This is a genomic window from Sphingobium estronivorans (genome assembly GCF_008692605.1).
In the GTDB taxonomy this organism is placed as follows: Bacteria; Pseudomonadota; Alphaproteobacteria; order Sphingomonadales; family Sphingomonadaceae; genus Sphingobium; species Sphingobium estronivorans.
On record NZ_LFCT01000002.1, the window covers coordinates 81,238 to 94,557 of the forward strand.

General features: G+C 60.3%; 13 protein-coding genes. 4 read left to right on the top strand and 9 right to left on the bottom strand.

What is annotated here, in order from left to right:
• The first annotated feature begins 24 nt into the window (after positions 1-24).
• Positions 25-1,626: a GMC family oxidoreductase gene (locus tag F7P65_RS01835; RefSeq protein ID WP_150290042.1), complete on the top strand. Its 1,602-nt coding sequence runs from the start codon at positions 25-27 to the stop codon at positions 1,624-1,626.
• A 272-nt stretch (positions 1,627-1,898) separates the two neighbouring features.
• Here F7P65_RS01835 and F7P65_RS01840 read toward each other — a convergent pair whose 3' ends face one another.
• The 3 genes from F7P65_RS01840 to F7P65_RS01850 all read right to left on the bottom strand — a co-directional run bounded on the left by F7P65_RS01840 (position 1,899) and on the right by F7P65_RS01850 (position 4,553).
• Entirely contained in the window at positions 1,899-2,531 is a 633-nt protein-coding gene (locus tag F7P65_RS01840) for a tyrosine-type recombinase/integrase (protein ID WP_150290043.1), read from the bottom strand.
• A 258-nt stretch (positions 2,532-2,789) separates the two neighbouring features.
• A complete protein-coding gene (gene tcmP, locus F7P65_RS01845; RefSeq protein WP_150290044.1) occupies positions 2,790-3,746 on the bottom strand; it encodes a three-Cys-motif partner protein TcmP in 957 nt (318 codons plus the stop codon).
• 66 nt (positions 3,747-3,812) lie between these two features.
• On the bottom strand, positions 3,813-4,553 hold the full coding sequence (locus tag F7P65_RS01850; RefSeq protein WP_150290045.1) for a DUF5131 family protein: 741 nt from the start codon (positions 4,551-4,553) through the stop codon (positions 3,813-3,815).
• Between the two features lie 177 nt (positions 4,554-4,730).
• Here F7P65_RS01850 and F7P65_RS01855 point away from each other — a divergent pair, with 177 nt between their 5' ends.
• The gene (locus F7P65_RS01855; RefSeq protein ID WP_150290046.1) at positions 4,731-6,011 is read left to right on the top strand and encodes a three-Cys-motif partner protein TcmP; all 1,281 of its coding nucleotides are present in this window, start codon (positions 4,731-4,733) and stop codon (positions 6,009-6,011) included.
• A 46-nt stretch (positions 6,012-6,057) separates the two neighbouring features.
• Here the strand turns inward: F7P65_RS01855 and F7P65_RS01860 are convergent, their stop codons facing one another.
• The 6 genes from F7P65_RS01860 to rlxS all read right to left on the bottom strand — a co-directional run bounded on the left by F7P65_RS01860 (position 6,058) and on the right by rlxS (position 11,827).
• Positions 6,058-6,582: a hypothetical protein gene (locus F7P65_RS01860; RefSeq protein WP_150290047.1), complete on the bottom strand. Its 525-nt coding sequence runs from the start codon at positions 6,580-6,582 to the stop codon at positions 6,058-6,060.
• The gene (locus F7P65_RS01865) at positions 6,579-8,234 is read right to left on the bottom strand and encodes an anti-phage dCTP deaminase (protein ID WP_150290048.1); all 1,656 of its coding nucleotides are present in this window, start codon (positions 8,232-8,234) and stop codon (positions 6,579-6,581) included. The genes F7P65_RS01860 and F7P65_RS01865 overlap by 4 nt, the downstream gene beginning before the upstream one ends.
• A 406-nt stretch (positions 8,235-8,640) precedes the next feature.
• The gene (locus F7P65_RS01870) at positions 8,641-8,844 is read right to left on the bottom strand and encodes a hypothetical protein (protein WP_150290049.1); all 204 of its coding nucleotides are present in this window, start codon (positions 8,842-8,844) and stop codon (positions 8,641-8,643) included.
• A gap of 336 nt (positions 8,845-9,180) precedes the next feature.
• The gene (locus tag F7P65_RS01875; protein ID WP_150290050.1) at positions 9,181-9,375 is read right to left on the bottom strand and encodes a helix-turn-helix domain-containing protein; all 195 of its coding nucleotides are present in this window, start codon (positions 9,373-9,375) and stop codon (positions 9,181-9,183) included.
• The gene (locus tag F7P65_RS01880) at positions 9,372-9,788 is read right to left on the bottom strand and encodes a CopG family transcriptional regulator (RefSeq protein ID WP_150290051.1); all 417 of its coding nucleotides are present in this window, start codon (positions 9,786-9,788) and stop codon (positions 9,372-9,374) included. The genes F7P65_RS01875 and F7P65_RS01880 overlap by 4 nt, the downstream gene beginning before the upstream one ends.
• Before the next feature lie 98 nt (positions 9,789-9,886).
• A complete protein-coding gene (gene rlxS, locus F7P65_RS01885; protein ID WP_150290052.1) occupies positions 9,887-11,827 on the bottom strand; it encodes a relaxase/mobilization nuclease RlxS in 1,941 nt (646 codons plus the stop codon).
• 280 nt (positions 11,828-12,107) lie between these two features.
• Here rlxS and F7P65_RS01890 point away from each other — a divergent pair, with 280 nt between their 5' ends.
• Both F7P65_RS01890 and F7P65_RS01895 read left to right on the top strand, forming a co-directional pair.
• The gene (locus tag F7P65_RS01890) at positions 12,108-12,434 is read left to right on the top strand and encodes a hypothetical protein (protein WP_150290053.1); all 327 of its coding nucleotides are present in this window, start codon (positions 12,108-12,110) and stop codon (positions 12,432-12,434) included.
• A 425-nt stretch (positions 12,435-12,859) separates the two neighbouring features.
• The gene (locus tag F7P65_RS01895) at positions 12,860-13,123 is read left to right on the top strand and encodes a helix-turn-helix domain-containing protein (protein WP_240334164.1); all 264 of its coding nucleotides are present in this window, start codon (positions 12,860-12,862) and stop codon (positions 13,121-13,123) included.
• Positions 13,124-13,320: the final 197 nt, after the last annotated feature.

Here is a 13,320-nt window from a genome sequence, read left to right on the forward strand (position 1 = left end):
TTCCTCTCCTCTTGGAGCGACCGCATGCAATCAGGCACAGAATTTGACTATATCATCGTGGGCGCGGGATCGGCGGGATGCGTCCTTGCCAACCGGCTTTCCGCCGATCCGCACGTTCAGGTCCTCCTCCTCGAAGCGGGCGGGCGCGATCGCAACCCCCTGATCCATATTCCAGCCGGTTTCTTCCCGATGCTGCAAGGTGGGATGGCAAGCTGGCACTATCAGACCACGCCGCAGCGGCATCTCGACAATCGCGTTTTGGCTGATGCGCGCGGCAAGGTGCTTGGCGGTAGCAGTTCCATCAACGGCATGTGCTACAGCCGTGGCAGTCCCGAGATTTTCGACCATTGGGCGAGCCTCGGCAACAGCGGCTGGTCCTATGAAGAGGTGCTCCCCTATTTCAGGCGCGCCGAGTGCAGTGCCCATGGCGAAGACCATTTCCATGGCGGCAGCGGCCCCTTACCGGTGACGCGCGCGGAGATCCGCAACTCCGGCCAGCGGGCGTGGATCGAAGCCGCGCAGCAGGCTGGCTATCCCTATAGCGACGATCATAATGGCGCGGTGCCAGAAGGATTTGGGCCCTCTGAACATACCATCCGCAACGGCCGTCGGATGAGCACCGCCGTTGCCTATCTGCATCCGGTCGGGGGGCGGCGCAATCTCACCGTCCAGACGAGGGCGACTGTGACCCGGCTGCTGCTGCGGGGCCAGCGCGCGGTGGGAGTCGAATATCGGCAGGGCAAGGAAATCCGCCAGGTCCACGCCGCCCGAGAGGTGATCGTGAGCGGGGGCACATTCCAGTCCGCCCAGTTGCTGATGCTGTCCGGCATCGGCGAAGGCGATCATCTGACATCGCTGGGGATCAGCACCGTCGTCGACCTTAAGGGCGTCGGCCAGAATCTGCATGACCATATCGGCACGCAGGTCCAGATCGGCTGTCCTGAGCCTGTCTCCGACTATAAATTCGCGACCAGCCCGGCGCGCATGGCAGCGGCGGCCTTGCGCTACATGGTTACGCGCGGCGGCCCGCTGGCGAACAGCGGCACCGATGCGGTTGCCTATCTGCGCTCGGGTGCGCCGGGGCATGACGAACTCGATCTCAAATATTATTACCTCCCGATGCTGCTGGGCGCGGGTGGCAGGCCGGTGCGCGAGCATGGCTTCACCAAGCTGGTGATCCTCACCCGGCCGGAAAGCCGGGGCGAATTGAAACTGCGCTCCGCGGATCCCACGGACCAGCCGCTCATAAATGCCAATTATCTCGCAGAGGAACGGGATCGGGATGCACTGCGCCGGGGCATCCGGATCGCGCGAGAGATTTTGGCGCAGCCCGCCTATGCCCGTTTTCGGGGACAGGAATATGCGCCCGGCAATGCCTGCGTGAGCGACGCTGATCTGGACGCTTTTTTCCGCAGCACCTGCAACGTCAATTATGAAGCGGTCGGAACCTGCCGCATGGGGCAAGATGCGCTTGCTGTCGTGGATGCGCGGCTGCAGGTACATGGGATGGAGGGGCTGCGGGTCGTCGATGGATCGGTCATGCCGCGCATCACCACCGGCGACCCCAACGCGACGATCATCATGATCGCGGAAAAGGCTGCCGACATGATCCTGGCCGGGGATTGAGGACGAAGGGAGAGATTATATGCATCGTCGACGCAGGTAGAATACTTCACACAGGTCGAATGCCATTCAACTGAGCGTGTCGTTTTCTCTTGCGCATGACCAAGGCGATGGGCGTCGTTCGAAATGCAGGTGGCCCTGCGAACTGACAAGCACGCGTGACTCGTAACGTCCGCTTTCAGGAACGGACATTTTCTCCTTGAAGGGTCAGAAGGGGCGCAGAGCCGACGCGATATAGGTCCTGGCTCCTCGCGAGGGTAAGGAGCCAGGCAATCTCAGATTTCTGTGCCCTCTGCCAACGTGAGGGCGTCCTCGACATCCACACCCAGGTATCTCACTGTGCTTTCAATCTTCGTGTGCCCGAGCAGGATCTGGACGGCCCGGAGATTTCCGGTCGCCTTGTAGATGATCGATGCCTTGGTCCGCCGGAGAGAGTGGGTGCCATAATCCTCACTGGGTAAGCCAATTCCTGTGACCCACTCATCGACAAGGCGGGCATATTGCCGTGTGCTGATGTGGGCCGCGTGGTCGGTGCGGCTGGGGAAGGCGTAGTCCTCCAGGGATCCACCCCGGAGTTCGAGCCACTTGAGGAGGCTGGCGCGAGCATCGTCCATCAGCTCAAACTGAACTGGCCTTCCGGTCTTTTGCTGAACCACGGTGGCTCGCGTTCGAATTTTCCTATCACAAACAATGTCGCTGATTCTAATCTTCACCAGGTCGCAGCCGCGCAGCTTGCTATCGATGGCGAGATCAAAGAGGGCCCGATCCCGAATGCGTCCATGCTGGTCGAGGAAGAAACGGACGGCCCAGATCTGACGGGGTTTGAGCGCGCGCTTCGCCCCCACCTTGCGTCCGGCGTTCCAAGATACTCGCTCGCGAGCGGCGGGATCAAATTCTGACAATCCCATGACACGTCTCCTAAGGCCATGATGGCCACAGGTAGAACGCTTCAGAGTAGGCCGACCCTTCTTAGCCGCTCAGGCGAATTTTTCAGCCTCCAGATAGCGGACATGGCATGGACGCGCTCGGTCGTCCGTCAGTCGGCTCTGTTGGACATTCGCGACAATCGGCTTTCAGCGATGAACCCCGGATATCGGATGTCGGCGGTGCAGACCACCATCCTGCTTCGCGCTTTTTAATCGCTAATCCAAGATACGCGGTTTACGTCATCGTGACCGGCTAAATGGCAGCGTTCGCCCTCCAAACTTCTTGACCTGGGCGGCGACGCCCTTTCGGATCAGCGACACCGCTCGTTCGTTGGGGTTCCCGCTAAGTAGGAAGAGCGAAAACTGACGCAGCTTGTGCCGGGTCATGATCAGGATCGGCTCGGATACGAAGCTAAATATAGAGCGCAGGCGCTCAGCTGCAAATCTTTCGACCTTGTCCGGGTCGGCATTTCGGCTCGGGCTTGCCGGTGCAGCGAAGTCGAAAAGATCGGCGGATTTGGGGCTGTACTGGTAGAAGTGCTGTTCCCAGTCAGCGGTGCCGAAAATCTCGTTGAGCGCGGCTCTTTTGCCCGCGTCGAGAGCGGCATGGTCATGGCTCAGCTGGCGAAGGGCGGCGTGGAGCGGGAAGAGATACCAGACATCCGCGCGCTGGGTGTCCGCCAGATACCGCAAAGTCTCCCATCGGACCGACATGCCATAAGGGTCGAGGAATACCACGGCGCGCTGAAGGCCGCTTCGGCCTGGCTGCGTCCACGGAATGTTCGAGAAGATCCTGCGCAATTCGTCGTTCGCGTCCCCGGGTACGCATCGGATGTCGCGGTAGGGGAAGTCGGACTTCACCCGCTCGAGGGCGGCGAAGCGTTGCTCATCCTTCTCGATGAAGACGAGATGGCGGAACGGCGGATCGACGGCGATTGCACGGCGCGCGGAACCCTCGAGGCGGACTCGCTCCATGACGCCTGACCCTTGGCCGAAAAGGCCGCCAGACTTGCTTTCGATTGTGCGGTCACCTGTTCCGGCGAATGCGTCGATGTACCAAGTTTCGAAGGGGTTGGTTGGCGACGGGCTCGCTTGAAGCGCCCGGGTGTAGAAGTTGAGGTAATCGGAAACGGCGTTGAGCTTGATCTCGGTCCATCCGCCGCCAAAGGTATGCTCAGTTCTTTCCACATCGGCCATGTCGGGTTTGTCTCGGTTGGGCCTCAGCGGCGTCGTTGATCTCGTCCGGTCCAGGAATGTCCATCGTTATGCGGCGCGCGACGCCACGGAAACCGGTAGCTCGTTCCATTCACGTCCGTCGAGATTGCGCCCGCCGGTCTTCGGGCGGATGCCGCCCCATTGCTTAAAGAAGAAGGCGACCCCCTGTTCTGCACACAGGTCGCGGATCTCGCGCGCCCACTCGATCGCCATCGGCCGGGCACCCGGTCCACTCTCTCCGCCAGCGATAACCCAATGAATCCCCGTAAGATCGACTTTCCCAACTGAACCAATCAGTGGTTCAACCGAGAGGAAGCGGACGCCGGCAGGTGCATCACGCAGGTGCGTGATACGAGCGCTCGACTTGCTGTCTTCGACAGAAACTCCGAGCCAGATGTGAGCGGGCGGTGCGACGTCACGGTAGCGGCGCTTGAGATAGTTGCGCATCAGCGAACTGCGTTTCGTCAGCACTTGGAAGACGTGCCAATCCGCCTTCTCCATCGTGTCGAAGACCTGATCGATGAAGACCCGTGGCACCTCTTTGTGGAATAAGTCGCTCATCGAATTGACGAAGATCATCCGCGACCGCTTCCAAGCAAGCGGCTGTGCCAGACGCTCGGGGCGGAGGGTCAGATCGAAGCCATACTCAAATGGGTGCCCAGGGATACCGCGCCACCGCTCGGAGAAGCGGGCGGCATAGCAGTTGTCGCAGCCGGCAGTAATCTTCGTACAACCCGTGACGGGATTCCACGTCGCATCTGTCCACTCGATTGCACTGCCGTCGGCCATATTCACGCGCCCCTAGAACGTACCGTGAATCCTGCCATATCGCGAATCGCGGAGCAACGAGTTTCGGTAACAAAATTGGAAAATACGAACGAAATGAATGAGAAGGGTATGGACAGTCGCTGTAAGTATTACTCATAACTCATCTATGGCCGCAGGGCGCCAACGAGGCATCAATCCATGGCAGGCAATCTGGGTTACGATTGGATCGTGGGCGGTAGTTTGCCCGAACTCGGTCGCCATAGTGCGGCAAAGCATGAGATATTCGACGCCTATGTAGGGGCGTACATCCGCACATTGACGAAGAGCCACCGCACGCGGGCCTTGAACCTCACGATCGTCGATGGGTTCTGCGGTGGCGGCCGATATATGCTCGAAGGCACGCAGGTCGATGGATCGCCGCTCCGGATGTTAGCTGCGGTCGATCGGGTGCGAACGGAGGTGGCTGCTGCGCGCGTGTTGGGCATCGCCATCAATGTCGATTTCGTCTTTGTCGACGCGAACCGCAACCACATCGACTTCCTTCGCGACCTTCTGGAGCGTGAAGGCCATGGATCTCGAATTGGCCGCGACATTCATATCCTTACCTCGAAGTTCGAAGAGGTAGCCGGCGAAGTGATAGGGCGTATTCAGGCGAAAGGCCGCGCTCACCGCTCGCTGTTCTTCCTGGACCAATATGGATGGAGCGCAGTCACGTTCGCTACGATCCGCAAGATCATGGCAGCCCTTCAGAACCCGGAGGTAGTCCTGACCTTCATGGTTGACCATCTGGTGAACCTTCTGAACGACAGGATGATCGACACCGCTGGTCTCGCGGCTGTCGACCTGAGCCGCAGCGATGTGCAGGACATGTTGGAGATGAAGCAGATGCGCGGCTGGAAGCGGTTCATCCAGAATACGCTGTACGAGCATATTCAGCGCAACACTGGGGCGGATTACTACACGCCGTTCTTCATTCATCCTGAAGGCGGGTCGAACCGGGATTACTGGTTGCTACACCTTTCCAAGCACCATCAGGCCCGCGAGGAGATGGGTAAGATTCACTGGGCGATGGAGAACACATTCGAGCATTTCGGTCGGGCCGGCTTCAACTCACTTGGGTTCAATCCCGGCGAGGACGTGCGGAAAGACATGCTGGACTTCGGCTTCAATGATAACGCACGAACTAGGTCGGAGAGTGCCGTCGTTGATCAACTCGCCCGGATGCTGCATGCGCGGGCGGTCGCTGGCAAAGGACCGCTGACGAAAAAGGAACTCTTCGCATCCCATTGCAACGAGGCTCCGGTGATTGGTGAGATCGTGGACGCGGCGCTGGTGGAACTGCGGGCGGCGAAGGATGTGATCATCACCGCCAAGGATGGTGCGTTGCGAAGATCGGTGAAGCAATTCACTTGGGATGACGAGATTAGGGTTTCACGTGAACCGGGCTTGTTCTCTGTGTTCGATCAGCGGGCCGCGTAAGCCAAGTGGATCGGTCGGCCGCTTGGAACGAGCTAACAGCTGGGCGCTACGACACCCGTTCGATGCTCCAGCCATGGCAACGCTGCGTGGACAGCGCCATGTTGAGCATGGCATGCATGTGCATCGCATGTTCGGCCCTCGAGACGAGCAGAATCAGGTTGCCGCCCCACCGCTCGACCGCCTCATGATACAACCTTATCGGTAGCTTCGTATCGGTCGTGATCCCGTACGCCGAGATTTGGTGCCAGGCGATAGGTGCCCGGGCGTAATGCACGCCATGAGCTGAAAGACGATTGAAGAAGAATTCTCGCGACAAGCCGGGTAGATCGAAGCGAAGCACATCCCGCAAATCGATCACGAATTCTGGGGTGATCTCATCGACCAGCGTGGTTAAGCGACGCCCGTGAATCGTGTCCGTGACGGCGATCTTCAGCAATCTGAGTGCTCGGTCCCCAAGATCAAATTCAAGCTGCCGGTCGCCGGATTCGACAGACGGAAGCTTGTTATTATCGTCAGCCTTCGCTGGAACGGCCTCGACCTGTCCCGGAGGGAAAAGATAGCTGATGTTCATAGCGTTTTCGTCAGGGCAGCTTCAAGTTCAGGGTAGGCTGCGGTGAAAGGCGACCACTCGTCACCCCACTCCGGGGCCTGAATATCAAACTTGCCCGTAATTTTATCCTTCAGCCTACGCGTCTTCTCGAACGCACGAAGGTACAGTCTGGGTGCGACGCCTACAAAGGGACGAAACAGGACACGCCCCGAAACACCCTGCTCGACAGCCGCCTTACCTGGCTCACCTGCGGCTTTCCGGCGCCGTTTCGCTTCTGCCATGCCAGTCTCCTCCGGCGGATACCAGTTGCCTTCCTCGACCGCAATCGCGTCGTCGTGTAACTCAAGGGCAAGGCTCTTCGGATATGGCTCAATGAACTGCACCTCGTAGATCCCCGCACTAACGATGTGACGGGCGCAATAGTGACATGGAAAAGTAGTGACGAAAAGACGGGTTCCGACCGTCGATACGCCTTCGCGACCGGCCGATAGGAGTGCGTCCATCTCGGCGTGAACCGCTCGACTAAACTCGATCAGCTGCCCAACCGCGGTGTTGCGAAGTCGCTTCCTAAGCTCGGCCCTATCCTCGACCTCGCGTAGCGGCTGAATTGACTCGATCAGCTCATCGATAATGCGGTTCTGCTCTTTATTATTGCTGCAGTAGCGATCCTCCCGGAACGCGCACCGATGGTCGAATTCCTCCGGAGCGAGCGGCCGCTCGCCATATACGCCGCCGCCAGCCCGAGGAACTTCGTTCGTGCCGGTCGCCACCACCGTTCCATCACGATCAACCAGTGCCGCGCCGACCTGTCGTGACAAACAGGCGCTCCGGACGCGTGCAGAATGCGCATGATGCATCGCCGTCTCCTCGATCGTCGGGCGGATCAAGGAGTCGTGGGTAATTATGCTGATGAGGCGCGCCAGCGATTCGTCGAGCAGTTGATCCTCATCGGTTTTGTCCGAACGCGTATTGTCGACAAAAAAGTCAGCTTCGAAGAACGCGTCGGTTACATGCTGGCCGTGCGACGCTTCCTCGTCGTCGGCATCACGCTGGATAAAGGCATCTGCCTGAGCGACAAGCGCCTCATCACGACGCTCGGGACCCGTGAAGTACTTATCGAGGATCCGATCTCGCCTTTGGCCATCTTCGCAAACTACGCCGACGAGCGCGAACGCGCTGGCGTACGTGCGGCGGAAGAGGCTCGTCTCCGCTGGATGCCGGACGGAGTCGATGAGATACGCGATCTTCTTGTCCCCAGGCGGCACTACAGTGCCCTGCTCGAACTTTTCCCCGTTGAGTTCCGCCCGCAAGCTGGCGATCTTCGACAGCACGGCGCGCGCAATGCGGGTTGGATCGGCCTTACGCATCTCGTCGCCTACATTCTGTAGATGCTTCACCTTCTCGATGGGCTTCATCTCAGGTGTGATATCGAGACCCTGTGCCGCCCCCCATTCGCGGATGATAGCGCTGACCTTTACGGTCTGCGGGGTATAGCCCGCCGCGCGACAAGCGCGCTCAAGCGCTTCGCGTGCTCGAGATGCACCTGCACCAACGGGTCCAACCACGGCAAAGAAAATTTCGCTTGAACGGCTTCGTTGGATGATCAGTCGGCCATCGACATCTTCACCAGCATCATTTGCGCCCGTTGGCAGTGGTAGCGGTTTCGTCGCCATGATCAATGCATTCCCTGTAAGCGAGATTCGCCTAACGCGTTTGGCTGCGTTTGAAAATTATCAAATCTGTCGAGTACCTCGATTTACGGCTACTCACTGTCCTCGGAAGTGCTGAACGTACGCCCGCTTCTTGCGAGCAGATCTGAAGCCGCGAATGACGGCTTTCGGCGGCAGCGGTCATCAACGCGCGCCACCGCGAATGTCCGCATTCCTCGGGTCGCTTCCCAAACCTGACCGTCGCGAAGGTCCCAGACCCGGTCAAAGACGTAGAATGAGAGGCTGCCCGCGAACGTCAGCTTCCAAGCGCGTGCAAAATGCATTCGAACGGCGAGAACTGGCGCTAACCGATTGAGCATCAGCACCAGATTGCTCTCAACACTCAATGATGGCCCACGACGGGCCGTTTTCACTGAGGCGGGACGATATCAGCCCAGCAAGTGATTTCCTCGAAGACCTGCATGCTCTCGGGATCCTCCCAATCCTGCCGGTCAGGATCCCAGCGTCCGATGACCGGCTGATCCTCCTCCCAGAGCAGCATCTTTCGACCGTCCTTCCGGTCGGCAGGCAGTTCGGAGATGAGATGCCAGCCTGAGCTGCTCGGCATTGCCATATGCGCCTCCTGAGCGGCGACGCCTTCAGCCTCGGCTTATTCGTCGCACCTATGTCCTCTCGGGGCGACGGCCAAAGCCGGTTGTAGTAACCCGCTGAGACAACGAGCGCGCACACCTTTACCGTCACCGGCTGGACATGCGCGCATGCCACCCGGCCTCCAAAACTGGATGACCGAGCTTGTATGCTGAGGTTTCGAAGCCCCACTCCCACGTGTTTTGGGAGCCGGGGCAGATTGCGTGCTTCGGCTGCGGAAGCAAGCCAAATTTCCCCGGGCAGAACACCGGGGTGCGACGAACAGACTGTCACGCCAGTGGCAGAGTTCAGGAAAAGCCGGCTATCTGCGCTCTGTTCGCGCTGCCAGGAACGCTTCGAGCGAGGTGACAGGGATGAGCGTCATGCTGCCCACCTTGATGATCTCGATTTCCCCCTGCTCGATGAGGAGGTAGAGCTTCGATCGGCCGATGCCGGTCATCCGGCAGGCATCTCTGACGCGAACCGTAATGGGCTTTGGCGAAGGATTAGGGCTCATGCCTCGCCCTCCTCTGCGGCAATAGATTTTTGCGCCCCGCTGTCGGCGCGTCCAAGCCGCTGCTCGACCAGCCTGATGAAGGCGGCATAGCGTGCACTGCCAAGCCGGCTGGTCTCGACATCAAATGGTGGCTGATGCGCAACGAGGGTGAGCTGGTGGCGGATGAACAAGCCCAGCATCTCGGTCAGCGCATCCACTTTGCGCTCGATCCGCTCGGCGGTCCGGTTTTGCCGGTCAAGGCGAGGGCCGAAGCGTTGGTCGATCTCCTGCGCGCCCTTGCGCTCGAGCCAGGCGTTGAGCGCGTCGGTCAGGATCTGCGTCTTCGATGTCCCCGGCTTCGATGTCAGGGTGTCGAGCTTCTCGGACAGCGCATCGGGAAGATAGAACTGATGACGGGTTTTGAAGGTCTTCATGAGGAGCCTCGCTCTTTGCTCCCCGAATAATCGGCCATGACGCCATGGAGCGATAGAGCCTCCATGGGGACAGGAGGGGCTCTCTCAGAGCCGGCCGGTCAGCTGACACCAAGCCCCCTCGCCCGGCCGCCAATGGTCCAGCTGATCGGGCCATCACGCATGATGCCGGAGACCGGCTTGCCGATCGCCTGATCCAGCACCGGCCGCCAGGGCACGAGGCTGAACTCGCGAGAGTTCTCGATCACCGCGACGCGCTGGTCGCCGACCATGACGGCGCGCTTCACGATCCCCTCGATGCGATCGCCCGGTCTGGGGGCGACATGGGTCAGCCCCGTCTCGTCTCCGACCTGCCGGGCGGTCCGGTCCAGTTCGCGCTGCTGGAGGACCTGGACCATGTCGGGACGGTAGCGCAGGGTATCGTCCTCCTGCACGACCAGCCCCTGCTCGATCAGCCACGCCTGACGCTGGGCGAGGCTCCTGCGAACCTCGGCACCGAAGCCGCCTGCCAATGACGCGGGTCTCGGGCTGGTCAGCTCGCGGTCGAGCCAGGTCGCGCCATCATGATGGGGAAGATGATCGATCGAGCGCACCGACAGCGTCTCGATGCGAACCGGTACGCGCCGGTTTTTCTCCCGCTCGAAGCGTTCGGCATCGGCAATGTGATCCTGCCCGATCACCCAGCTGCCATCTGGCTGGCGCTCAGGTGTGCCGATGGCTCGCCGCATGGCTTCAAGACGGCGCACATGGGCCTCGGCCTTCTCCTGCGTCATGGCGGGGTCGTGGTCGAGGTGAAGGTCGACGCTGTAGCGACCGTTATGGGTTGCGGCGACCGCCGCCACGGTGCGATCGACATCGCGCACCTCGACGGGTGGGGATGACAACCGAATGACGCTGCCCTTTGCTAGGCTTTGCTGGTCCTTGCCGATGTCCGCATAATTGCTGTTGCCGTCTAGGCCATCGACGATGACATAACGCCGGTCGCGATACTCGTCGGACAGCCCTGTCGTCACCACCCTTCCGGTGATCGTGCCCCCATGCCCGGGATCGAAGATCGCGTGATCCTGTGGCGGGCGATGGATGCCGGCCTCGCGCAGTTCCCGGTTCAGCGTCCTGATGATGTCGCCGCGCTCGCCCATGCGACGAAGGCTCGGCTCCAGTTCGCTGTCCAGTGTCCAGCTGCCATCCCTCTGCTCCCCGGCGAGGCCGAGCCGGGACAGCGTGCGAAGCCGACCAATGAGCGAAGCATGCTGGCCCGAATCGGCCGGGAGGGTGTGGACTACCCCTGCCTCATCCGCCCGGCCCATCAACCTGCGGTCCAGACTGGTGAACCGCTCCTGCTCGATCTCGCGCGCCTGCCCAGCTGCGATCTCCCGCTCGGTGCGGGGACCAAGGTCAAGGGTGACGATCTCGGCCACGCGGGCGCGAAGGCCTTCGGTCATATAGTCGCGGGCAATGATCAGATCCTTGCCTGTCTCATCCCTGCCCCGGACGATGACATGAGCATGGGGATGGCCGGTGTTGAAGTGATCGACCGCCACCCAGTCCAGCTTCGTGCCGAGATCCTTCTCCGCCTGCTCCATCAGGCGGCGCACAACAGTTTTCAGATCGTCATATTGCGCGCCATCTTCCGGCGCGACGATGAAGCGGAACTGGTGGCGATCACCAGCGGAGCGTTCGAGGAAGGGCTTGCCGTCCAGCCGATCGGCATCGGTACCATAGAGCGATCCGCGCTCGCCCTCACGGGTGGTACCGTCACGCTGGAGATAGCGAAGATGGGCAGCGGCAGCCATGCCCTTGCCCAGCTTCACGATGCGGCTTTTCACCACCACCCGGCGAGCGCCTGATCCGGCAGGGTGACCAGCATCTCCCAACACCCGGCCAACGCCGCTGCCGCGTCCCAGCCGGGCGCCGGTAAAACGACGGCCGGAACCGCCAGCCTTGCCACCCATGCGGCGGGCGCGGGCAAGGCTCTTCCCGACGGCCGGCGTATCGCTGCCGACCCGGCCCAGCCAGAGTTCGAAATCATACTTGTCAGCCATGCGCAATCCTTATCCCGGCCGGTGCGAACAAAGGATGGGAAGGCACAGCGCAGGGCTTCAAGGGCCTCCATCTGCCAAGCCGGAAACACGGGCTGACCGCAAAACAGGGAGGCATGGCTGCCCGTATGCCTCCATCCAGAACCCTGTGCAGACGCCCCTTCCGACCACATCGGGAGGCAGGCGTTTAATCTTGCCATTCCTCTTTCCTTGCAGACCCTTCCTTATGTTCGCTTTATGTTCTATTCCTCAACCTTACCGATTCTCATGGGAGAAACCTGCTATGGGCGTGGAAATCGACGCCATGGATGGAGGAAAACTGAAGGTCACCGGCGATCTGGAGAGCCTGCTGCACCTGCCCGGACGCGCTGTGACGGACAGCTTTTTCTTCGCCTTTTCCGACGGCACATTGATCCGTGGTCACCATGATATCCCCACAGGACGATGCCATCTGACCCTTGCGACCGAGGGCGCTGCGCTGGTCAGGATCATGCGCACCGAGCGGCATGACTGCGTGGTTGTAGATTGGAAAATCGAGTGGATGACGCTGTCCTGCGGAAGCGAAACCCTGTGCCCGATCAGTGTGAAATCGAGCGACGATGAATCCTAGTTGCTGCTTGATATCGGCGCAAGGGAAGCCGTCTGACATGCTCCGGCGGATAGCCCTTACAGGCCCGCCGGCCCCTGTCTTTTGGTTTCCGTCATGATTGACCCGTCGGCACCGCCCTGCTCAACGCCGCCCATGCAAATTGACGAGCTGACCGTGATCATTACCGCCACTTTGTCGAAGACGCCGCAATGGATCAGGCACGATCTTGCAGCCAAGGACCACACGATACGAACGCGCGCAGAGGAAAGTCTGGCTGTAATTATCTCGGCAGCTCTGTGACAGTCGGGTGCGGAAAAGGATTGATTCGCGTGCCGGCCGTTTCACGATTGCGGGCAATAGCTGAAGCGCCCATCTGTCGCTTTGGCGCATGCCTTGCCCCATCTGCCAAATAGCCTATGAGCACCGGCAGCGAATGAAAAAGGTGCATGATGGCTGCGGCATTTTCGACGGACGAGCGACGTGAGCATTTTGCTTATTGCGTCCAGCTATTCGGCGGCACGACCGCTTTTTCGCGACGTCTCGGCATCGACGAGAGGGCTATCCGCCGCTTCATCAACGGCGAGCGGCCTCTTGGCGCTGGTCTTCTGGAAGAAACCGCGAAGGCACTTCGCCTGCTCGTCGCTGAGGCAACTGCGGCCGAGGAACAGATTGTCGCTATGTTGAAATCGGAGCCGGACGATCCGTCATAGAGGATGTCTTCACTGCCACCCTCGCTAACTCGACTGACGGTTTTTGGGACTTTGCCGCCGTTCCGGCATGGGCGTCGAAAGGGCGGTTTTAACCAGCACCCGACATTCTGAGAACCATCGACTCTAGGTTCCAGAAAGAGTGGCAGCCCGGCGTTCGAACCTGCTACACAGGATTACGAACGGCACGTCAGGCGAGA

Excerpts from the sequence above, each read along its gene's own strand:
- F7P65_RS01875 (WP_150290050.1), bottom strand. The coding sequence starts at position 9,375 with ATGAGCCCTAATCCTTCGCCAAAGCCCATTACGGTTCGCGTCAGAGAT.
- F7P65_RS01880 (WP_150290051.1), bottom strand. The coding sequence starts at position 9,788 with ATGAAGACCTTCAAAACCCGTCATCAGTTCTATCTTCCCGATGCGCTG.
- F7P65_RS01870 (WP_150290049.1), bottom strand. The coding sequence starts at position 8,844 with ATGGCAATGCCGAGCAGCTCAGGCTGGCATCTCATCTCCGAACTGCCT.
- F7P65_RS01895 (WP_240334164.1), top strand. The coding sequence starts at position 12,860 with ATGATGGCTGCGGCATTTTCGACGGACGAGCGACGTGAGCATTTTGCT.
- F7P65_RS01835 (WP_150290042.1), top strand. The coding sequence starts at position 25 with ATGCAATCAGGCACAGAATTTGACTATATCATCGTGGGCGCGGGATCG.
- F7P65_RS01890 (WP_150290053.1), top strand. The coding sequence starts at position 12,108 with ATGGGCGTGGAAATCGACGCCATGGATGGAGGAAAACTGAAGGTCACC.
- tcmP (WP_150290044.1), bottom strand. The coding sequence starts at position 3,746 with ATGGCCGATGTGGAAAGAACTGAGCATACCTTTGGCGGCGGATGGACC.
- F7P65_RS01860 (WP_150290047.1), bottom strand. The coding sequence starts at position 6,582 with ATGAACATCAGCTATCTTTTCCCTCCGGGACAGGTCGAGGCCGTTCCA.
- F7P65_RS01865 (WP_150290048.1), bottom strand. The coding sequence starts at position 8,234 with ATGGCGACGAAACCGCTACCACTGCCAACGGGCGCAAATGATGCTGGT.
- rlxS (WP_150290052.1), bottom strand. The coding sequence starts at position 11,827 with ATGGCTGACAAGTATGATTTCGAACTCTGGCTGGGCCGGGTCGGCAGC.
- F7P65_RS01840 (WP_150290043.1), bottom strand. The coding sequence starts at position 2,531 with ATGGGATTGTCAGAATTTGATCCCGCCGCTCGCGAGCGAGTATCTTGG.
- F7P65_RS01850 (WP_150290045.1), bottom strand. The coding sequence starts at position 4,553 with ATGGCCGACGGCAGTGCAATCGAGTGGACAGATGCGACGTGGAATCCC.
- F7P65_RS01855 (WP_150290046.1), top strand. The coding sequence starts at position 4,731 with ATGGCAGGCAATCTGGGTTACGATTGGATCGTGGGCGGTAGTTTGCCC.